Origin of the sequence: uncultured Chitinophaga sp., from assembly GCF_937898475.1 — a bacterium.
Taxonomy (GTDB): Bacteria; Bacteroidota; Bacteroidia; order Chitinophagales; family Chitinophagaceae; genus Chitinophaga.
This window is the reverse complement of the sequence record NZ_CALEJS010000016.1, coordinates 379,883-402,369: the sequence shown is the minus strand read 5'-3', so window position 1 is coordinate 402,369 and position 22,487 is coordinate 379,883. Positions and strand designations below refer to the sequence as shown.

Here is a 22,487-nt window from a genome sequence, read left to right as displayed (position 1 = left end):
ATTGCTAAGGTACTAATACATCACGTTTTCCGCCGGTTTTGCTGATCAATCTGGTTTCACGGATAACCATCTCGTGGGTAAAGGCTTTGCACATATCGTACACCGTAAGGGCAGCCACGCTGGCGCCTGTGAGGGCTTCCATTTCCACACCGGTTTTGCCGGTGGTTTTTACCGTACAGCGTATCACGGCTTCTTCATTCAGCAGCTGGATCTCTACGCCGCAGTTATCCAGGAGCAGGGTATGGCAAAGCGGGATCAGCTCAGGTGTTTTTTTTGCCGCCATAATACCGGCAATGATCGCGGTCTGGAACACAGCCCCCTTGCGGGTATTGATATCCCCGCCGCTGAACTCCCGGCGTATGATCTCCGGCAGCCATACACGGCTTTCAGCAATGGCTACACGAATCGTACTGCTCTTGTCACTGATGTCTACCATAGCCGGCTGGTTCTTCTCGTCAAGATGAGAGAACTGCTGGGGGGTTGATGTATTGGACATAATGCGATAAATTTACAACACACTTATAAGTTGTTAGTAATTAGTCATAAGTCCTTAGTGCATGTCGCGAATAGTCGCATTAACTAACAGCTGACGGCTAATGATCAACAACTTTCACTCAAAGTTAATACAATGCTACTAGATGTTTCTACTGCCTATGCTGCTGTGATGAAGTCGGTACGCGACCTGGGCACCGAAAAGGTGCCTTTTATGGATGCCGTTGGCAGGATATTGCGGGAACCTGTAGCGGCAGACCGTCCTTTTCCGCCCTTTAACCGGGTAACCATGGATGGGATTGCCATTAACTTCGGGGAGAGTTATGCCAAAGGGCAAACCATATTTGGTGTAGAAGACCTGCAGGCGGCAGGTATGCCCGGCAAACAGTTGTCCAATATGGCCAACTGCCTGGAAGTGATGACAGGAGCCGTATTACCTGATCTGACAGATACGGTGATACCCTATGAACATCTACAGGCTTCAGAGCATGAAGGCTTCCGCCGTTTTACTATTACACAGCCCGTAATACCGCAGCAGAATGTACATTGGGAAGGCACGGATGTAGCTGCCGGGCAAACCCTTATTGTTGCAGGCACCAGGATCACCGCAGCGGAGATCGGCGTGCTGGCCACTGTAGGCAGACACCAGGTAAGCGTAGGCCGCCTGCCAAAAGTAGCCATCATTTCTACCGGCGATGAACTGGTACCTGTTGCAGCTACACCAGCTCCGCACCAGATACGTACCTCCAATATGTGGACACTGGCCGCTTCCCTGCGCGAGCTTGGCATCCGGGCAGATTGCCATCAGGTAGAAGATAACCAGCAGGCCATTACTGAACTGTTGCAATCCCTGCGGCATGCGGATGTTTGGATCTGTTCAGGCGCCGTATCCGCAGGTAAGTTTGATCACCTGCCGCAAATACTGGAAGGGCTTGGTATGCAACGTATATTCCATAAAGTAGAACAACGCCCCGGTAAACCATTTCTCTTTGGCGTGATGCGCGAAGGCCCGGTGGTATTTGCCCTGCCAGGCAACCCGGTATCCGGCTTCATGTGTTACTACCGTTACGTGCAACCATGGATACTAAGCGCTATGGGACAGGAACCTCCGGCACCATCCTACGCGGTGCTGGGAGCCGATATATTGTTTGATAAACCCATGACCTACTTTCTACCGGTGCAATTACAGCTGCAGCCCTCCGGCCTGTGTAAAGCGATACCGCATGCCTACCATGGCTCTGGTGATCTGGCAAGCCTCCTCAAAGCAGACGCTTTTATGGAATTGCCCGCCGAACAAAATACATTCAAAGAAGGAGACACGTTTCCAATCTGGAAGTTTAAATAGTTTGTGCGATTAACGTCACCCCACATTACAGGCCTCTTTCAAACCTTCAAACTCTCAAACGTGTGCTTATAATAACCGGTGGCTATTTTTATATTCCCCAGGTGTCTGTCCTGTTTTCTCTTTGAAGATCCTGGTGAAATACGACAGGCTTTCAAAGCCTGTTTGCGCGGCTATCTCCGCCAGCGGCTGGTCTGTATTTCCCAGCAGGAACTGCGCCCGCTCTACCCGCTTTAACTGGATATAGGAAAGCGGCCGTTCTCCGGTATGCTCCCTGAACAGCCTTGAAAAATAATCTGCATTCTGATTGGCCTGCTGCGCCAGTGTGGCCACTGTAATAGGCTTATGCAGGTTGGTCTGGATATAATTGATGGCAGCTGATATCTTTGAATGGATAACAGATTCAGGCGCGTCAAAACAGTCAGGTGTGAGAAAGCGGGACAGCATTTGCAGCAGCAGCCCCTGGGTTTCCACATAAGCAGACAGCTGCATGTAATTGTTCAGTTCACGGAAGCTTTGCAGTACAGGATATTTTTCATACACCTTCGGGTCATCCGATCGTTTTAATCCCCGGTTGGGGTTGAGCTCCAGTATCCGTTTAAAATGCTCCAGGTCGGCAGGAATAGCGGGTATTTTCAGTATCCGCCGGTTGTTGGCAAAGAGTGATGTGCCATCCGGCGCTTCTTCTATAAATGAGATGTAGTACTGGCTCAGGTATTCGCCGCAGTAATAGTTACAGGTGGTAAAGCTGGGTACCATGTACAAATGACCTTTTTCCAGCGTGAAGGAACTGCCGGGATCATACAGCACACCATTACCATCATCTATCAGGTAGATACGATAAAATGTGCTGGTCACATTCTTATAGTTCCAGTTCACACCCAGTTGCACATAATCGACATTCAGGAGTGAAAAAGTACTTTTAAAAACCATCCTGTTCATATCGGTAAGGTAAGCTGGCACACGATCCTGGCTGAAATTAAGGATAAAAGTCGGATTTGTACAAAAAACTGTTGTGTTTGTATTACTATTTCCTGCCGGAGGGCGGTACTTTTAAGTAAATAAAACTATCAGCCGGGATGTACCTTCCACGTTATATAGTACGCTTTGCAGTGGTATGCTGCTGCCTGTATGCCTGCTCTCCTGAGTTGCCGGAAGATGTAGCTGCAGCTTACCAGGAGCTGCCGGAAAAGCTGGATTACAATAAGGATGTGAAGCCGGTGTTGTCAGACAAATGTTTTGCCTGCCATGGTCCTGATAAAGGCAAACAGAAAGCCGGCCTGCGGCTGGATATTCCTGCTGCTGCTTTTGGCGAGCTGCCGGAGAACCCCGGTAAGGTGGCCATTGCCCCGGGCAATCTGCGGGGCAGTGAGCTCTTTCACCGCATACTCTCCAATGATCCGGAGTATATGATGCCCTCGCCTGAATCGCACCTGCGTTTAAGTGCAAGGGAAAAAGCAGTGCTGATAAAATGGATTCGCAAAGGCGCCACCTATAAACCTCACTGGGCCTTTGTAAAACCAGAGAAGCAGGAGGTACCTGCTGTAGCCAAAGGCGCTGCAGCTCATAACGAGATAGATCATTTTATACTGGAAAGACTGCAGCAGGAGGGTATGAAAGCATCGCCGGAAGCAGACAGGGAACTCTTGTTAAGAAGACTGTCCCTGGATCTTACCGGCCTGCCGCCCAGCCTGCAGGAAATAGACGCTTTCCTGAAAGATACATCGCCCAACGCCTATGAGAAGCAGGTAGACCGCTTATTAAGCTCGCCGCACTATGGCGAGAAAATGGCGGTAGACTGGCTGGATGTGGCACGCTATGCAGACTCACACGGGTATACGGTAGACCGCCTGCGGGATATGTCGCCTTACCGCGACTGGGTGATCAATGCCTTCAACAATAATTTCCCTTACGATCAGTTCATCCACTGGCAGCTGGCGGGCGATCTTATGCCTCATCCCAGCAAAGAAATGCTGATCGCTACCGCCTTTAACCGCAATCATCCGCAGAATATGGAAGGCGGGATTATTGAAGACGAATTCAAGGCAGAGTATGTGGTAGACAGGACCAACACCTTTGGTGAAGCCTTCCTGGCTATTTCTATAGGCTGCGCCAAATGCCATGACCATAAGTTTGATCCCGTTTCGCAGAAAAGTTATTATGAACTGTTCAGCTTTTTCAACAATGTAAAAGAGGCCGGACAGATCTCCTGGGATGATGCCCTGCCCACACCTACCCTGCTGCTGCCTGATAAAGAGAAAGAAGCGCTGCTGCAGTATATGCAGCGTTGTGTAGACGAACAGGAGCACCAACTTGCAGCAGAGAAAAAGCAGGTGGCTGCAGCAGGCTTTGCGCAATGGCTGCAAAGCGGCGCCTACAAACAGCTGGCGCGCGAGTCAATACCCCGTGCAGGATTACAGGCATATTATACGCTGGATAATGCCGCGTTTAAGAACAGTGTGCATGCATCCTCCCACGGCAGTATGAAGCGGGAAACCGGCCAGGCGGGCGATGCGCCTGTGTTTACAGATGGCCACAACGGAAAGGCGCTGGTGCTGAACGGAGATACCTGGCTGGATCTGGGCACAACAGGTATATTCCGCCGTTCAACTCCTTTTAGTATAGGCATATGGGTGAGTATACCCCAGGCATTGAAAGAAGGCGTGATCTTTCACAAAGGGCAGGCAGAACGCTTGTATAATTTCAGGGGATATCATTTGTACCTGAAAGATGATCACCTGGAAATAAATATGGCACATACAGCCCCTTCCAATGCTATTACCAGGATGTCCAAAGCGCCTGTACCTAAAGACCGCTGGATACAGTTAACGCTTACCTATGACGGATCGTCCAGGGCGGCCGGGCTGCAATTGTATATGGACGGAGCGCCGCTGCCGATGGAAACAACAATGGACCAGCTCACTAAAGACATCCTCTTTATCAACGGTCCGCAACCAGGTTTGCAGATAGGCGGATGGTGGAGAGGCCTGGGCTTTAAAAACGGTAAGGCCGATGATGTGCTGGTATACAACCGGGTGCTCACGCCCTACGAAATAAAGATCATTGCAGGTAAAGCGCAATGGCCTGATATCACAGCGCAATCCCCGGATCACATATCCGCCGCCGGTTTGCAGGCACTGAAAGATTATTATGTAGCAGCGGTTGATCCCGGTGTGCAGAAAGCACAGGCAACGTTGCAACAGCTGCGCACCACACTGGCTGATTCCACCGAGCAGGTGCCTGAGCTGATGGTAATGCAGGAAATGCCGGAGCCACGTAAAACACATATTCTGCTGCGGGGCAACTATGATGCATTGGGAGAAGAAGTATTTCCCAACACACCGGAAGCTATCCTTCCATTTTCAAATAAACTGCCGAAGAACCGTTACGGACTGGCCCAATGGCTTACAGATAAAGATAACCCGCTTACCGCAAGGGTGGTGGTGAACCGCATCTGGCAAAACTTTTTTGGTACAGGGCTGGTAAAGACCTCCGGCGATTTTGGCAACCAGGGAGAAATGCCCAGTCACCCGGAACTGCTGGACTGGCTGGCCATCCACTTCCGGGGGTCTGGCTGGAATATCAAACAGCTGAATAAAATGATCGTGATGTCTGCCACGTACAGGCAGGATTCACGTGCAAGTGCAGCGGCCAGGGAAAAAGACCCGGAGAACCGGTTGTTATCTCACGGCCCCGCTTACCGTATGACCGCAGAGATGATCCGCGACAATGCACTGATGGCAAGCGGCCTGATGAACCTGCAGATCGGAGGCAAGAGCGTAATGCCATATCAGCCCGAAGGTTTGTGGGAGATCAACAATACCACCTATACACGTGATACCGGACAGGCGGTATATCGCAGAAGCCTGTACGTAGTGATCAAAAGGTCTGTACCCAATCCTACATTGGCCACCTTCGATGCAGGATCGCGCAGCTATTGCGTAGTGAAAAGACAGCAAACCAATACCCCGCTGCAGGCCTTGGTAACATTGAACGATCCTACCTTCATAGAAGCATCCCGGGTATTGGGAGAACAGATCACGAAAGCAGGCAACGGATCGCAGGGTATTATTGATGCCTACCGTAAGCTGACCGGCCGTACACCCGATGCAGCAGCAGTAAACTTACTGATGAAGTTGCGCGATGCTGAACAGGCAAAGTTCAGACAACATCCCGCAAAGGCAAAAGGCTGGCTGCATACCGGGCAATATGTGGCAGATAAAAAACTGGATGCCGCATTACTGGCTGCCAATGCGGTAGTGGCAAATACCATACTGAACTCAGATGCAGCCCTTACCAAAAGATAAATGCTTATGTCACACCATCACGATGATATATTCAAACTGCACACGCCTGATTTTGATCAGCTGAATAAAAAGCTGGACAGACGTACATTCCTGACTAAGACCTCTCTGGGCCTTGGCGCCCTGGCCATGGGCTCACTGCTGGGACGGCAGTTGTTTGGCAGCACGTCCAATGCTGTGAACACTGCGGCTGGTATGGAACCAGATATATTGAAAGCGCTGCCTCATTTTGCACCGAAAGCAAAAAGAGTGGTATACCTGTTTATGAGCGGTGGTCCCTCGCAGCTGGAAACCTTTGATTATAAACCTAAGCTGGCCAGCCTGCTGGGACAGGATCTTCCGCCTTCTGTACGCAACGGGCAAAGACTGACAGGTATGAGCGCCAACCAAAGCATATTGCCGGTGGCGCCTTCTATCTATAAGTTCAACCAGCACGGGCAGAATAATACCTGGGTAAGTGAGCTGCTGCCGCATACCGCTGCTGTGGTAGATGAGCTGTGTATTATTAAATCCCTTTACTCAGAAGCCATTAACCATGATCCTGCCATTACGTTTTTCCAGACCGGTAATCAATTGCCCGGGAGGCCGTCTATCGGGTCGTGGGTCAGTTACGGACTGGGATCAGATAATCGTAACCTGCCCACATTTATTGTACTGGTGTCGAAGAACGGCCAGAAAGATCAGCCGCTGTATGCACGCCTGTGGGGCAACGGGTTTCTGCCTTCCAGACACCAGGGCGTACAGTTCAGGGCAGGTAAAGATCCGGTGCTGTTCCTCAATGACCCCGAAGGATATGATGGTGCAGACAGGAAAGAGATGCTGGAATATCTCACTCAGTTGAACCAGCTGCAGAACAGCGCCTACGGCGATCCTGAAGTGGATGCGCGCATTGCACAGTATGAAATGGCATACCGTATGCAAACATCTGTGCCCGAAGTAATGGATGTATCAGATGAACCGGCAGATATATTCGAGATGTACGGTCCCGACAGCCGCGATCCGGGCACCTATGCCGCCAACTGCATCCTGGCCCGCAAGCTGCTGGAAAAAGATGTGAAGTTTGTACAGCTCTATCACCAGGGATGGGATCAGCATGGTAATTTACCCAGTGCCATTGCACAGCAGTGCAAGGCCACAGACCAGGCTACTGCCGCGCTGATTAAAGACCTTAAGAGAAGAGGGCTGCTGGAAGATACACTGGTGGTGTGGGGAGGAGAATTCGGGCGTACGGTATACTCACAGGGAAAGCTTTCTGCCACTGACTATGGGCGCGATCATCATCCCCGCTGCTTTACCATGTGGATGGCCGGAGCAGGTGTGAAAGCCGGTTTCAGCTATGGTGAAACAGACGATTTCAGTTATAATATTGTAAAAGATCCGGTACACGTGCATGATTTTCAGGCAACGTTGTTGTATCTTATGGGCATAGATCATGAAAGACTGACGTATAAATTCCAGGGCCGCCGCTTCCGCCTGACAGATGTGGAAGGCAAGGTGGTAAAGGATCTTTTAAGTTAAAACTAAATTCCATGCAATCCAACAGAAGAGATTTTATCAAACACGCTGCCATGGCCTCTGCAATAGCGGTAGCAAAACCTGTAGCCGGTTTTTCCATTCTCCATAAAGAACTGCAGCCGGATGAGGTCACCATCGGACATGGCGGATATACATACAAAGCAGACAAACAGTGGGCAAAGATCAGTGTGAACAGCACGCCCTTGTTCAACTGCCATGAAATGGTGCAGGACAGTAAAGGACGGCTGATCATGCTGGGCGATAGTACACGTAACAATATTCTCATCTTCGATAAATCGGGTAAGCTGCTGGACTACTGGGGAAGCGCATTTCCCGGTGGGCACGGTCTTTCCATTTCCAAGGAAGGCGGCGAGGATTTCCTGTTCATCACAGATTGCGGCTGGTACCAGGACAGAACAGGCGCCTGGAACCGCCAGGCAGGACAAGTGGTAAAAACAGACCTGAACGGACGGCTGATCTTTGCCATCGGGCATCCGCGCACCATCGGCATCTATAAGGACGATGAATATTTTCAGCCTACTGAAACGGCCATTGCGCCTAATGGCGATATCTATGTTGCAGATGGTTATGGTTCTGACTATATCATTCAATACAACAGTAAGGGGCAGTACATCCGCCACTTCGGCGGGCATCATAATGCCAATAAAGCACATAACCTGCAGAATGCGCACGGTGTGGCGATAGACAACCGTGATAAGAATAACCCGGTTCTGATCTGTACCTCGCGTGAAGAGAATTGTTTTAAAGTATTTAACCTGGATGGTAAATTCATTAAGCAGATAGATATGCCCGGTATGTATGTATGCCGCGCAGTTATAGATGATCATCAGCTATACGCAGGAGTTTGCTGGTCTAAAGATGCGAATGGCAAACGCTTTGACAATTCGGGTTTTGTTACCATACTGGATGCTGAGAACAAAGTAATATCCAATCCCGGTGGTGCAGCGCCTGTGTATAAGAACGGTGTGCTGCAGCCCACCCTGCAGGCTGCCAATCCTGTATTCCAGCATGGCCATGACGTATGTGTGGATGATGAGAAGAACCTGTACGTATGCCAGTGGAATGCCAACCATACTGCTCCTGTTAAACTAACGCGTGTGTAATGCTGCTGGACATTCTTACGTTTGCGGGATCTATGCCTGGCGCTCGCCGGCGGGCGAAACGTGATGGTATTTTAATCCAATACGCCAGAGACAAGGAGAGCACAGGGAGAAGACAGGTAAAATAGTACCAACGCAAGTAAAGCCCCGGGAGTATGTGGAGGGTATGTTGCAGGTATATGGAATGTATAATAATAAAAAGGGCCGTTGCTGATGAAGCGACGGCCCTTTTTATTATTATAGAAAGTGATCTTACAGCTCTATTTTATTCTGTTGCCTGGCAATCCTGTACAGCACAAAGCCCATAAAGGCAAAGAAGGCGGTAGCCAGTAAAAAGTAACCGCCCTGGCCCAGCGACCCTTTGAGCGTTTCTTCAAGATTCAGCCATGCCATCAGATCGGCGGTACCGCTAAGGCCAGAGAGCACTGCGATCAACACACCTGCAACAGCGCCGCCGGCCACCAGTCCGGTTGCGAACAGGTTGCCTTTACCCAGTTCTTCCTCTTCTGCAGATACCTGGATGTTCTTCTTTTTACGCTGGTTGTCGATGATACCACGGATAGCGCCACCGATGAAGATGGGCAGGGTGGTAGACAGCGGCAGGTAAGCTCCCACGGCAAATGACAGTGATTTAATACCGCACAGCTCCATGGTAATGGCGATAAACACACCTGCCAGAACAAATTGCCAGTCGAGGTTGAAAGACAGGATACCTTTTGCCAGGGTGGCCATCAGCGTACCCTGTGGAGCAGGGTAGTACTGGCTGCCGATGGCATGACCGGTTACGCCGTTCTGGATCATGGCCTGGGTGGGTTGATCCAGGAATTTAACGGTAAGGCCTATTACCACGGAAGAAACGATGGCGCCTACAAAGAGGGCCAGCTGCTGGTTACGCGGGGTAGCGCCTACAATATAACCTGATTTCAGGTCTTGCGAAGTGGCACCTGCATTGGCCGCCGCGATACAGATCATACCGCCTACTACCAGTGCCAAGGGCTCGTATATTTTACCGCTCCAGCCTACTGCAATGAAGAGCAGACAGGTACCCATGAGGGTGGCGATAGTCATACCGGAGATCGGGTTATTGGAGTTACCGATCAGGCCGACAATACGGCTGGACACCGTCACGAAGAAAGCACCAAATATCACTACCAGCAGGCCTACCAGCAGTTTCTGACCGATAGAACCACCGGGCAGCTGCGGAAGGAAAGCCATGAGTACCACCAGCAGGATGCTGCCGATAGCCACCACACGGATGTTCAGGTCTCTTTCAGTGCGGGGCACTTCGGCATCTGTGGTGCCGGTTTCGCCTTTGGTCTTGATAGAACCCAGGCTGCCTTTGAAGGATGCGATGATGGTAGGAATGGTTTTAAGCAAGGCAATAAAACCACCTGCAGCCACCGTACCCGCCGCAATCTGCCGGATGTAGGCATAATAAATAGCAGCAGAGTAATCCGCAAAGGTATGGGTAGCAGGATCCCAATTGCCTCTGCCACCGGGCGTGGTCAAACTGGCCAGGTAGCCCAGCTTTACCAGCTGGCTGGCTATTATATCAGCCGGTACCAGGGACGCCAGCAGCGGGATGATACAAAACCAGGCCAGTACACCGCCGGCTACCAGTACACCCGAAATCCGGGGACCAATGATATAGCCGATACCCATGTACTCAGGCGTGATCTCACCGCTTACACGGGCAGAGGGGAAGTATTTGTTAGCCTGTTTGGTCATGTAGAAAGGCACTTCGGCAATTACATGCAGCACTTTTTGCAGCAGGGCATAAGCGAATGCAAAACCAAGTCCCCAGAAGGCAGTTTTGGCAAATTCACCACCTTTCTCTCCCGCTATCAGCACGTCGCCGCAGGCCGTACCTTCCGGGTAAGGAAGGGTGCCATGCTCTTTTACGATGAGGGAGCGCCGCAGGGGGATCATCATCAGTGTACCCAATACACCACCAAAGATGGCGAGGGTAAGTATGGTGAAATAGTTAAAATAGTCGGCACTGGAGGGATCAGACAGGAAAAGGAAGCCGGGGAGGGTGAATACCACGCCCGCAGCAATAGACTCGCCGGCAGAACCGGTGGTCTGGATGATGTTATTCTCCAGGATGGTGGTTTTGAAAAACCTTCGCCCCAGGGTAATAGCCACTACCGCAATAGGAATGGAGGCTGTAACGGTAAGGCCTGCTTTCAGCGCCAGGTATACGGTAGCGGCGCCGAAAATAATACCAAAGAAGGAACCCAGGAGGATAGCCTTGAGTGTGAGCTCCTTCATCCTGACCCCAGGAGCAACAAAGGGTTTAAAGTTAGAATCTGCCATAGTTAATACTTGGTGTATGCTTTAGATAGAAGTTTATAAGTGTTATTAACGGGTGATGACGTCATTATCTTACACCATGCATCATCTTCTTCAGCAGGCCTGATAACAGGAACAGCAATACGGCGGCTACGCCGGGCAATATTACAAACAGCATGAAGAATTCATACAGGTTATGAATGGTGAAGCCGGCAAATTGCGGGTAGGCAGATGGCAGCTTCAGCTCTTTCAGTTTATCCTGCAGCTGGGCGGTAAGGTTAACCGTTCCATTCAGGATGCCGGGAAGGTCAATACCGTTTTCGGCTGCAGTATTGAACTTTTCGCCAGTGGGAGGCAGCAGGGTGCCCAGTGTGCCCGCCAGCGCATAGCCGGACGCATTAGATAAGAAGAATACACCCATCAGCAGGGAGTTGAAGCGTTTAGGCGCCAGTTTAGACACCAGCGACATACCGATAGGCGATACGCTCAGCTCACCTACGGTGTGGAACAGGTACAGCAGCAGGAACCAGATCACCCCTAATTTCTCATTGCCCAGGTTCTTTACCTGCAGTGCGATCACAAAATACCCGAGTGCCAGTACTGCCAGGCCGATGGCCTGTTTAACAGGAGAGATTGGGTCCATTTTGTGTTGCTGCAGTTTCAGCCATAACCAGCTGAATGGCAGGGCCAGGAAGATGAGGGTGAGCGACTGGGCATTCTGCACCAGGCTGGGGGGCATGTTCCACCCAAACAGGTTGCGGTCCATCTGCTGGTCGGCAATGAAGGTGAGCGAAGAGCCCGCCTGCTCAAAACAGGCCCAGAAGAATATAACAAAGAACGATACAATGTAGATCACGATAATGCGCTGCCTTTCCACGCTGGTCAGCGATTTATCGGAAAGTATCAGTCCGCCGAGGGCAAGACCCGTACTGTAAATAAACGAATACAGCACGTTCTGACCCGCTACCATATTAAAGAATGCCATCAGCAGCAGCAGCGCAGCAACAGTAGTCACCACCGCTTTCCTGGTAAAGTGCGCCTGGGCAGCCTCACCTTCCACTACGTCATGTTTTTGCGGTTTCAGTCCTACGCCTTTGCCTTCAGGGTTTACCACATACCTGTTCTTCAGCAAATAGAATAAGGTGGTGCCGATCAGCATGGCAATGCTGGCGGCCAGGAAACCCCATTTAAAAGCGGTGATGTCACGCACTTCCTTTCCGCCTTCAATATGCTTTACATCGCCCAGGATGGGGCAAATGGTAATTCCCAGCAGGGCCCCCAGGTTGATGCCCATATAAAAGATGGTGAAGGCAGAGTCCAGGCGGTTATCGCCTTTGGGATACAGTTGCCCTACCATGGAAGAGATATTGGGTTTGAAAAAGCCGTTGCCCAGGATGAGGACGCCCAGGGCCGTCCACATAGTGAGGCGGGCCGTTTCAACATTGGTAGCGTATAAAATGGCACTTACAAACATCAGCAGCTGGCCAAATGACATGGTGAGGCCGCCGATGATGATACAGTTACGGTTACCGAGGTAACGATCGGCCATAAAGCCGCCCAGCATGGCCGTCAGCCAGCCCATGCCCAGGAAACCGCCGTAGATAATGGAAGATTCTTCCTGGGTGAAATTCAGTGCAGACACCAGGAACAGGGTGAGCAGCGCCCTGTTGCCGTAGAAGGTAAAGCGCTCCCACATTTCAGCGGAGAACAGCACAAACAACCCTTTCGGATGTCCTTTGCGGGAGGTAGGAACAGGAATAACAGGCTCTTGCATTACTGCAGGTTGACTCATAGAAGGTCAGTTTTTGTTGGTGTGTTTAGTGTTATGTAGCGTTTTGCCAAGCGGCAAGATAAAGAAATTCAGATATCTGCATAAAAAAATGGTGTGTTTGGTTATTTTTTGAGCTTTCTTTGCAAAAATTTCGAGCGCAAATTCCAAGACCCAAATTCCAGATTCCAAACAATGTCTTGTTTACAAGCCGCTGTACGGAATATGAGACATAACGTTTGGATGTTGGAATTTGGGTCTTGGAATTTAGTATTTGGTATTTGGATTTTGGAATTTCATATGAAGGTACTACTACTTGGAAGCGGCGGCAGGGAACATGCACTTGCCTGGAAAATATCACAGAGCCCACTTTGCGAAAAGTTGTTCATAGCGCCGGGAAATGGCGGCACTTCTCAGTTTGGAGAGAATGTGAACATAGCTGTATCCGACATGGAGCAGCTGAAAGGTTTTTGCCTGCAGCAGGGAATTGATATGGTGGTGCCGGGTTCTGAGGAGCCGCTGGTAAAGGGTATCTACGATTTTTTCAAAACAGATGCCGCTTTAGCGCATATCCCGGTGATGGGGCCTTCCAAGGTGGGCGCCCAGCTGGAAGGCAGCAAGGCCTTTGCCAAGCAGTTCATGTTGCGGCACAATATCCCTACGGCTGCTTACCGTGAGTTCAGCGAAGAGAATTTTGAGGAAGGCGTGGCCTACCTGCAGCAACACCCGCTGCCGGTAGTACTGAAGGCCGATGGCCTGGCAGCCGGTAAAGGGGTGGTGATCCTGGATTCCAGGGAGGAAGCCATTACCGAGTTCGGGCAGATGATCAAGGCGGCCAAGTTTGGAGAAGCCAGTAAGAAAGTAGTGGTAGAGCAGTTCCTGACGGGGATTGAGCTTTCTGTATTCGTGATCACAGACGGGCATAGCTACCAGTTGCTGCCTACTGCCAAAGACTATAAGCGTATCGGAGAAGGGGATACCGGACTGAATACCGGTGGCATGGGGGCCATCTCGCCCGTGCCTTTTGCCGATAAGGCTTTTATGCAGAAAGTGGAGGAGCAGATCATCCGGCCTACAGTGGTTGGTTTGGCTGCAGAGCAGATCGTATACCAGGGCTTTATATTCTTCGGATTGATCAATGTAGGGGGCGAGCCTTACGTGATAGAATACAATTGCCGTATGGGCGATCCGGAAACGGAGGTGGTCATGCCCCGTTTAAAGAACGACCTGCTGGAGCTGTTCAGGGCCACAGCAGCCGGTTCCCTGGACGCTCAGGCAATACAGGAAGATCGGCGTGCAGCCGCCACCGTAATGCTGGTATCCAAAGGCTACCCGGAAGACTACGAGAAGGGCAAGGCCATCAACGGTATACCTCAGCAAAGCGGGAGCCAGCTGGTATTCCAGGCGGGTACCCGTGAGAATGGCGGCCAGCTGCTGACCAATGGCGGAAGGGTGCTGACCATTACATCGCTGGCAGACAGCCTGCAGGCGGCTTTGGCGCAGTCAAAGCAAACGGCGGAGCGCATTCAATTTGACGGTAAATATTACAGAAAGGACATAGGTTTCGAATTCGTATAGCAAGTATAGCAGGGAGGACAAGCATTACATGCCCCATATCAGCATATGATGGCGTTATACAGCAGATTGATTTTTAGTCACTCAGACAATTTTTAGATGGTTAGGGCGTTCTAGCGGACAGGCATCGGGAGTCGCCTGTAAGACGCTAACAGATACAATAAATAAGATTTTTTAATATTTAAGCGTATTATTGCTTAAACATCCAGATTTTGGATCGTATATTCGTTGGAATTATTCATTTTTGCATTCTAATTTTTGACCGTATCAAACAATGGGCTTTTTTAACTTTTTAACGCAGGAAATAGCGATAGACCTTGGCACAGCGAACACGCTGATTATACACAATGACCAGGTAGTGGTGGATGAACCTTCCATTGTAGCCATCGAGAGAGCGAGCGGCAAAATTGTGGCGGTTGGTAAAAAGGCCATGATGATGCACGAAAAAACGCATGAGTACCTGCGTACCATACGTCCCCTGAGAGACGGTGTGATAGCGGACTTTAACGCGGCAGAAGGAATGCTCCGTGAAATGATCAAGTTGGTTTATCCCAAGAAGCCATTGTTTTCGCCCAGCTGGCGTATGGTTATCTGCATCCCTTCCAGTATTACGGAAGTGGAGAAGCGTGCCGTACGCGATTCTGCCGAGCAGGCGGGCGCCAAAGAGGTATTTCTGATCCATGAGCCCATGGCTGCTGCGCTGGGTATAGGTATTGATGTAGAGGAGCCTGTAGGTAACATGATCATCGACATAGGCGGTGGTACCACTGGTATCTCCGTTATAGCATTGGCTGGTATTGTGTGCGACCAGAGTATCCGTATCGCCGGCGACGAGTTCACGGCAGATATCATGGAGGCGCTTCGCCGTTACCACAGCTTGCTGATAGGTGAAAGAACTGCTGAACAGATCAAGATACAGATAGGCTCTGCGCTGAAAGAGCTGGATAATCCGCCGGATGATGTGCCTGTGAACGGGCGTGACCTTGTAACCGGTATTCCCAAACAGATCATGGTATCTTACCAGGAGATCGCAGAAGCATTGGACAAATCCATATTCAAGATAGAAGAAGCCATCCTGAAGGCGCTGGAAACCACACCGCCGGAGCTGGCTGCAGATATTTACCGCAGAGGCTTATACCTCACCGGTGGTGGTGCGTTATTGCGCGGACTGGACAAACGCCTGGCCCAGAAGATAAAGCTGCCCGTACATGTGGCAGACGATCCGCTGCGCGCCGTGGTAAGGGGTACCGGCATCGCACTGAAGCATGTAGGTAAGTATCCGTTCCTGATGCAGTAGATTTGAAAAATCCCAATTCCCAGATTCCGGATGCCCACGTTTGGAATTTGGTATTTGGAGTTTGGAATTTCAATTTAACAAGGTGCGAAATCTAGTCATTTTCTTAAGGCGTTACTTCAACTTCTTTTTATTTCTGCTGCTGGAAGTGATTTGTATCGTGATGGTTTTCCGGAACAATAATTTTCAGAGAACCGCCTACCTCAATTCTGCCAACACTGTAAGCGGTAAACTGTACGATCGCTATAACAACGTACAATACTATTTCCATTTAAAAGCTACCAACGACAGCCTGGTAACAGAGAATGCGCGCCTGCATAATATGCTGCGCAGCAGCTTTGACAGCATGCTGACCGGTAACATTGTAAAGACGGACACCATCCGTCATTTCAGCGGAGACACCTCGCACCGGTTAACGGGCACGGAGCTTCGCCGTTATCTGTACCGGGAAGGCAAGGTGATCAATAACTCAGTGAACCGGGCCATGAACTATATTACCATCCGCCGCGGCCGTTTGCAGGGCATCCGTCCGAACATGGGTGTAGTAGGGCCCAGCGGCGTAGTGGGTATGGTAAGGAGTGTAAGCGATAATTACGCGGTGATCCTTTCACTGCTGGCCAAGAGCTCGGGCACCGGCTCCAACAACTTTGGCGTGAGCGCCCGCCTGCTGAGAGGCCGTGAAATAGGCACCGTATACTGGGATGGCGCTGACCCGGGCTATGCCATCATGAAAGACATACCAAGGAGCGTTAAGCTGCAGAAAGGAGATACCGTGATCACCAGCGGCTTCTCTGCCCTGTTCCCGGAGAACATCCCGGTAGGATATATCGACACATTTGCCCTGGCGGATAAATCCAGCACAGCCTACACTATCCGGGTGAAGCTGGCTACCAATTTCTATAACCTGCAATATGTGTATGTAATAGATAATCTTCTGAAGGACGAACAACAACGATTGGAGGATTCAACCTACAGCCTGATCAAATGAGCATATTGTTACGTAATATTATCCGATTTGTGCTGCTGCTGCTGTTACAGGTATTTGTGCTGAACAAAATACTGGTGCATCAGCTCATCAGCCTTGAACTGTACATGTTGTTCATCCTGCTGCTGCCATTCAATATACCCCGTCCGGCGCTGATGCTGCTGGGATTGCTGCTGGGCCTGAGCCTTGATATGTTTATGAACACCATGGGCATACATGCATTTGCCTGTGTTTTTATGGCTTACCTGCGCCCCTTCATCATCAATATCCTGTCGCCGCAGGGAGGCTTTGAAACGAACATGAAAACCCCTTCCATGATCAGTATGGGGGTATCGCAGTTCCTGATATACGTGTCTATACTGGTGTTCCTGCACCACCTGGCGCTTTTCACCCTGGAGGTGTTTGGCTTTGGAAACCTGGGTTACCTGCTGCTGAAGATCCTGTTTTCAACGATCGCCAGCCTGGTACTGATCGTGTTGTATGAGCTGCTGTTCTTTTCGAAGAAGTAAGAGATACTTTTTAATTTCGTGTCGGAATTTACTATAAGAACTTAGATGTCTGTTTATAATCAGCCCAGGAGAAGAGTAATACAAATGATCATCCTCGGAATGGTGCTGCTCATCGTTACCAGGTTGTTCTTTTTGCAGGTAGTGGAAAAGAAATATTCCAAGCTGGCGGATGCCAACGCGGTATTGCGTAAGGTGGTGTATCCCAGCCGTGGAATGATCTATGACCGCAAAGGCCGCAGTGTGCTGCGCAACGATGTGATGTACGACCTGGTGGTAACCCCTGCCAGCGTTAAGAATATTGACACCAATTACCTCTGCCAGATATTACAGATAGACCGGGAAGAGTTCAGAAAACGGATAGTAACCGCCATTATCAAGAACGGCCGCGTAAGGCAGTCTGTATTTGCACCCCTGCTGCCGCCCGATATGTTCGGCAAGCTGCAGGAAAGCATGTACCTGTTTCAGCCCGGCTTTGAGCTGGTACAGCGCCAGATACGTTCCTACCCTTATTCTGCCGCTGCCAATATCCTGGGCTATATTGGTGAGGTATCGCCCCAGATGCTGGCCAGACCAGCTTACAGCGCTTATCAGATGGGCGATTACCTGGGTATGACCGGCCTGGAGAAAACCTATGAGAGTGTGCTGATGGGAACACGCGGCATCCAGTACCTGGTGAAGGATAACCTGAACCGTCCGCAGGGGCCCTACGAAAAAGGGGAATTTGATACCGCGGCCATTGCAGGGAAGAACCTGCGCCTGTCTCTGGATATAGATCTGCAGGTATTGGGCGAAAGGCTGATGCGCAACAAAATAGGCAGCATTGTAGCTATAGACCCGCAAACCGGCGGTATCCTGACCATGGTAAGCAGTCCTACATTTGACCCTAACCTGCTGACAGGCTCCTATCGTACCCGCAATTTCAGCAAACTATTTGTAGATACCACCAAGCCTTTATTTAACCGCGCCACACAGGCCACCTACCCGCCGGGTTCCGCAATGAAACCGCTCACGGCGCTGGTAGCGCTGGACGAGGGGGTGATAACACCTTCTTTCGGGTATCCCTGCCGTGGCGGCTACTCCGGTTGCGGACGTTTTATCCGCTGTACCCACTCCAATCCCGGCCACGCCTCCAACCTGCGCCTGGCCATTGCCAACTCCTGTAACGCCTATTTTGTGCACCTGTACAGGATGGAGGTAGACGCCAGCAAGTTTGGCGGCATACGAAAAGGACACCAGCGCTGGTTTGAATATATGAGCTCTTTCGGGCTGGGGCACCGCCTGGGGGTAGACATACCCGGTGAGTACAGCGGCTATGCCATTGATACCATTGGCATGAATAAACGCTATAACAATCAATGGAACTCATGTTCAGAGCTGTATGTTGGTATGGGCCAGGGCGCCGTGGTGGTTACGCCGCTGCAGATGGCCAATGCCATGTGCATCATTGCCAACAGGGGCTATTACTACCTGCCGCATTTTGTAGAGAGCATAGATAATGACAACGGAGAAATGCTGGCTAAATATAAAGAACGTCATACCGTTGCGCATGTATCTGATACCAGCTATAGTTCCGTAGTTTTGGGTATGCAGGATGTGGTGGAAAGAGGTACCGGCCGCGCGGCTATGATAGAAGGCATTACGGTCTGCGGCAAAACCGGTACTGCAGAGAACAATGCCATTGTGAACGGGGTGCTTAAAAAGCTGAAAGACCACTCGGTGTTTGTAGCTTTTGCCCCGCGCGACAACCCGAAGATCGCCGTTGCCGTGATCGTTGAAAATTCCGGTTTCGGCAGTACATATGCTGCGCCCATCGCCAGCCTGATCATGGAAAAGTACCTGAACGATACGATCTCCGTGAAGCGCAAGCAGGTAGTGAAAAATATGCTGGAATACAATACACTGGACCCTGTTGTGCGGGAAAAGTCCAAACTGGACTCCCTGAACGGCGCAACGGCCAAAATGACAACAGATCAGATACTTAACATTTATTTCCGTAACTAAACCATATGAACGATCGTCAGCAGATAAAGCTTACCCAAGGAATTGACTGGCCTGTAATGGGGCTGTATCTAGCGCTGGTAATACTGGGGTTGATGTCGATATTTGCGGCGGAGCACCGGGAGGGTGATAATGTATGGTACAACATCATGCACCTGAACAAGAACTATTCACGGCAGCTGATGTGGTGGGGTGTTTCACTGGTGCTGGCAACTATTATATGGTTAACGGATAGTAAGTTCTTTACAGCTACGGCCAATCTTTTATATGCTTTTGGTTTGCTGTTACTGTTGTTGGTACTGGGTATCGGGCGGGATGTGAAGGGCTCCCATTCCTGGCTGGTGATTGGTGGTTTCCAGTTTCAGCCGGCGGAGTTCACAAAGCTTTGTACCAACCTGGCGCTGGCCAAATACCTGTCGTCACTGGAAACGGATTTTAATAAACTACGTTCCAGGTTGATCGCTGCATCGCTGGCGCTGATCCCGGCGGCGATCATCATCCTCCAGGATGAAACCGGCCTTGCGCTGGTATATTTTGCCTTTTTCCTGGTAATGTACCGGGAGGGGCTGCCAGGCTTACTGCTGGTGATAGCTTTTTCGGGGATCATCCTGGTGCTGAGCGCCTTGCTGGTAGACAAAAATATATTGTTCATCATCTTTTCTGTGATCACGGCGCTGGTGATCTATTTCAGCCGGCGTGAGATCAAGCGGAGCCGCAGCCGATTGCTGCTGATACTGGCTGTGTGGGCCTTCTGCTCTGCCTTCGTGATGTTCATTGTGCCTTTTGCCTTTACCAAGGTGCTGAAAGACTACCAGGTAAGGCGTATTGAGGTGATGCTGGGTAAGGAGAACGATCCCAAGGCTACCTACAATACCCGTCAGAGTATGATCGCTATTGGTTCCGGGGGCTTCTGGGGCAAAGGATACCTGAAAGGTACGCAAACACGTTTTGACTTTGTGCCTGAGCAAAGTACCGACTTCATATTCTGTACCATCGGGGAAGATTTCGGTTTTGCGGGCAGTCTCATATTCCTTAGCCTGTTTGTGGCCCTGCTTTTCCGGATCATCTTTATCGCGGAACGACAGCGATCGACATTCAGCCGTGTATATGCCTATGGCGTGGCCAGTATTATCTTCTTTCACCTGGCCATCAATATCTCCATGACCATCGGTCTTGCACCGGTGATTGGGATACCGCTTCCCTTTGTCAGTTATGGAGGATCTTCACTCATGACCTTCACCATGCTGCTGTTTATTATGCTCCGCCTGGATGCCGACAGGCAAATGGTGCTGCGCTAATTATCTCAGGTTTAGTTTTACCGTTTAGTCACATGTCTGTTTACAATCAGCCCAGGCAAAGAGTGGTGCAGCTGATCATCCTTGGAATGGTGATCCTTGTTGTAGCCCGTTTGTTCTTTCTACAGGTAATTGAAAAGAAATATTCCAAACTGGCGGATGCCAATGCGGTATTGCGTAAAGTAGTGTATCCCAGCCGCGGTATGATCTACGATCGTAAGGGCCAGAGCGTATTGCGTAACGATGTGATGTATGACCTGGTGGTAACGCCCGGCAGCGTTAAAAATATTGACACCGGTTATCTCTGCCGGATACTGGACATTGACCGGGAAGAGTTCAGGAAAAGGATGGTGGCGGCTATTATCAGGAACGGCCGGGTAAGAACGTCGGTATTTGCAGCGCTGCTGCCGCCCGAAACTTTTGGCAGGCTGCAGGAGAGCATGTACTTGTTTCAGCCGGGGTTTGAGCTGGTACAACGGCAGATCCGCTCTTACCCTTATGCGGCTGCCGCCAATATCCTGGGCTATATCGGCGAGGTGTCTCCGCAAATGCTGGCTAAGCAGGCTTACAGCGCTTACCAGATGGGTGATTACCTGGGTATGACGGGCCTGGAGAAAACATATGAAAATGTGCTGATGGGAACCCGGGGTATTCAGTACCTGGTAAAAGATAACCTGAACCGTCCGCAGGGCGCTTATGAAAAAGGTGAGTTTGATACGGCGGCTGTTGCAGGGAAAAACCTGCGCCTGTCCCTGGATATTGACCTGCAGGTACTGGGCGAAAGGCTGATGCGTAACAAGATAGGCAGCGTGGTGGCGATAGACCCGCAAACCGGCGGCATCCTGGCTATGGTGAGCAGTCCTACTTTTGACCCCAACCTGCTGACCGGTTCTTACAGAACCCGCAATTTCAGCAAGCTGTTCACAGATACCACCAAACCATTATTTAACCGCGCCATACAGGGCACTTATCCTCCCGGATCTTCCATGAAACCGCTGATGGCGCTGGTAGCGCTGGATGAAGGGGTGATCACGCCCAATTACGGTTACGCCTGTCATGGCGCCTATACTACGTGCGGCCGCACTATTGGCTGCGAACATGCGGAAGCAGGACACGCCGCCAACCTGCGCCTGGCTATCTCTCACTCCTGTAACTCTTATTTTGTGAACCTGTACCGCCTGGCGGTAGATGCGCGGAAGTGGGGTAGTGTGAAGAAAGGGCATCAGAAATGGTTTGAGTATATGAGCGCTTTTGGCCTGGGCCACCGCCTGGGGGTAGACGTTCCGGGAGAGTATGCAGGTTATGCTATTGATACCGTTGGAATGAACAAACGCTATAACGGCCTTTGGAACTCCTGCTCAGAATTGTATGTAGGGATGGGGCAGGGCGCTGTCGCAGTTACACCGCTGCAGATGGCCAATGCCATGTGTATAATTGCCAATAAAGGATATTATTACCTGCCGCATTTTGTGCAGCATATTGATAATGATCAGTCCAGCCTTTTAGCAAAATATAAAGAACGGCATACGGTGGCGCATGTGTCTGATACCGTTTACAGCTCTGTGATATATGGAATGGAAGATGTGGTGGAACATGGAACGGGCCGCATTGCACAGATAGAGAACGTGGTGGTGTGCGGTAAAACGGGTACGGCGCAAAACAATGCGATCGTGAACGGGGAACTGAAGAAGATGAAGAACCATGCCTTTTTTGTGGCCTTTGCTCCACGGGATAACCCTAAGATCGCGATTGCGGTGATCGTCGAGAATTCCGGTTTCGGCGGTACCTATGCAGCGCCGATTGCCAGCCTGATGATGGAGAAGTACCTGAAAGACACCATCTCCGTTAAAAGAAAGCCGCTGATGAAGACCATGCTGGATTATAATACCATAGACCCCATTGTACGTGTAAAGTCCAAGCTGGATTCACTGAACGGCGCTACGGCCAAAATGACAACAGACGAAATACTCAATGTGTATTTCCGTAAATAGCATGCA

At 50.5% G+C, this 22,487-nt stretch carries 15 protein-coding genes; 11 read left to right on the top strand and 4 right to left on the bottom strand.

Annotated features, from left to right (window positions below):
- Positions 1-4 precede the first annotated feature (4 nt).
- Positions 5-496, bottom strand: a complete 492-nt coding sequence (gene moaC, locus Q0577_RS11495) for a cyclic pyranopterin monophosphate synthase MoaC (RefSeq protein ID WP_298736274.1) — start codon at positions 494-496, stop codon at positions 5-7.
- A gap of 132 nt (positions 497-628) precedes the next feature.
- Here moaC and Q0577_RS11490 point away from each other — a divergent pair, with 132 nt between their 5' ends.
- Positions 629-1,837: a molybdopterin molybdotransferase MoeA gene (locus tag Q0577_RS11490; RefSeq protein WP_298736271.1), complete on the top strand. Its 1,209-nt coding sequence runs from the start codon at positions 629-631 to the stop codon at positions 1,835-1,837.
- A 66-nt stretch (positions 1,838-1,903) separates the two neighbouring features.
- On the opposite strand, the gene Q0577_RS11485 is transcribed toward Q0577_RS11490, so the two are convergent.
- Complete coding sequence (locus Q0577_RS11485) at positions 1,904-2,776, bottom strand: AraC family transcriptional regulator (RefSeq protein ID WP_298736268.1); 873 nt, start codon at positions 2,774-2,776, stop codon at positions 1,904-1,906.
- Between the two features lie 137 nt (positions 2,777-2,913).
- On the opposite strand from Q0577_RS11485, the gene Q0577_RS11480 reads away from it, so the two are divergent.
- From Q0577_RS11480 to Q0577_RS11470, 3 genes are read left to right on the top strand one after another with little or no spacing between them, the layout of a single operon-like run.
- On the top strand, positions 2,914-6,141 hold the full coding sequence (locus Q0577_RS11480; RefSeq protein ID WP_298736265.1) for a DUF1553 domain-containing protein: 3,228 nt from the start codon (positions 2,914-2,916) through the stop codon (positions 6,139-6,141).
- Between the two features lie 6 nt (positions 6,142-6,147).
- Positions 6,148-7,656: a DUF1501 domain-containing protein gene (locus Q0577_RS11475; RefSeq protein ID WP_298736263.1), complete on the top strand. Its 1,509-nt coding sequence runs from the start codon at positions 6,148-6,150 to the stop codon at positions 7,654-7,656.
- A gap of 11 nt (positions 7,657-7,667) precedes the next feature.
- A complete protein-coding gene (locus tag Q0577_RS11470) occupies positions 7,668-8,777 on the top strand; it encodes a 6-bladed beta-propeller (protein ID WP_298736260.1) in 1,110 nt (369 codons plus the stop codon).
- 249 nt (positions 8,778-9,026) lie between these two features.
- On the opposite strand, the gene Q0577_RS11465 is transcribed toward Q0577_RS11470, so the two are convergent.
- Together Q0577_RS11465 and Q0577_RS11460 are read right to left on the bottom strand one after the other, a co-directional pair.
- Positions 9,027-11,090 (bottom strand): OPT/YSL family transporter, encoded by a 2,064-nt coding sequence (locus Q0577_RS11465; RefSeq protein WP_298736257.1) that lies wholly within the window; start codon positions 11,088-11,090, stop codon positions 9,027-9,029.
- 64 nt (positions 11,091-11,154) lie between these two features.
- Entirely contained in the window at positions 11,155-12,858 is a 1,704-nt protein-coding gene (locus Q0577_RS11460) for a peptide MFS transporter (protein ID WP_298736252.1), read from the bottom strand.
- 276 nt (positions 12,859-13,134) lie between these two features.
- Here Q0577_RS11460 and purD point away from each other — a divergent pair, with 276 nt between their 5' ends.
- The 7 genes from purD (at position 13,135) to mrdA (Q0577_RS11425) (ending at position 22,481) form a co-directional block, all read left to right on the top strand.
- Positions 13,135-14,412 carry a phosphoribosylamine--glycine ligase gene (gene purD / locus Q0577_RS11455; protein ID WP_298736250.1) on the top strand — a complete coding sequence of 426 codons (1,278 nt, stop codon included), beginning with the start codon at positions 13,135-13,137 and terminating at the stop codon, positions 14,410-14,412.
- A 271-nt stretch (positions 14,413-14,683) separates the two neighbouring features.
- The gene (locus Q0577_RS11450; RefSeq protein WP_145710359.1) at positions 14,684-15,706 is read left to right on the top strand and encodes a rod shape-determining protein; all 1,023 of its coding nucleotides are present in this window, start codon (positions 14,684-14,686) and stop codon (positions 15,704-15,706) included.
- An 82-nt stretch (positions 15,707-15,788) separates the two neighbouring features.
- Positions 15,789-16,691 carry a rod shape-determining protein MreC gene (gene mreC, locus Q0577_RS11445; protein ID WP_298736237.1) on the top strand — a complete coding sequence of 301 codons (903 nt, stop codon included), beginning with the start codon at positions 15,789-15,791 and terminating at the stop codon, positions 16,689-16,691.
- Positions 16,688-17,197: a rod shape-determining protein MreD gene (locus Q0577_RS11440; protein ID WP_298736234.1), complete on the top strand. Its 510-nt coding sequence runs from the start codon at positions 16,688-16,690 to the stop codon at positions 17,195-17,197. Before mreC ends, Q0577_RS11440 begins: the two co-directional genes overlap by 4 nt.
- Before the next feature lie 45 nt (positions 17,198-17,242).
- Positions 17,243-19,198, top strand: coding sequence for a penicillin-binding protein 2 (gene mrdA / locus Q0577_RS11435; RefSeq protein ID WP_298736232.1), 1,956 nt, complete (start codon positions 17,243-17,245; stop codon positions 19,196-19,198).
- A 5-nt stretch (positions 19,199-19,203) separates the two neighbouring features.
- Positions 19,204-20,493 carry a rod shape-determining protein RodA gene (rodA, locus tag Q0577_RS11430; protein ID WP_298736231.1) on the top strand — a complete coding sequence of 430 codons (1,290 nt, stop codon included), beginning with the start codon at positions 19,204-19,206 and terminating at the stop codon, positions 20,491-20,493.
- A gap of 32 nt (positions 20,494-20,525) precedes the next feature.
- Positions 20,526-22,481, top strand: coding sequence for a penicillin-binding protein 2 (mrdA, locus tag Q0577_RS11425; protein ID WP_298736229.1), 1,956 nt, complete (start codon positions 20,526-20,528; stop codon positions 22,479-22,481).
- Positions 22,482-22,487: the final 6 nt, after the last annotated feature.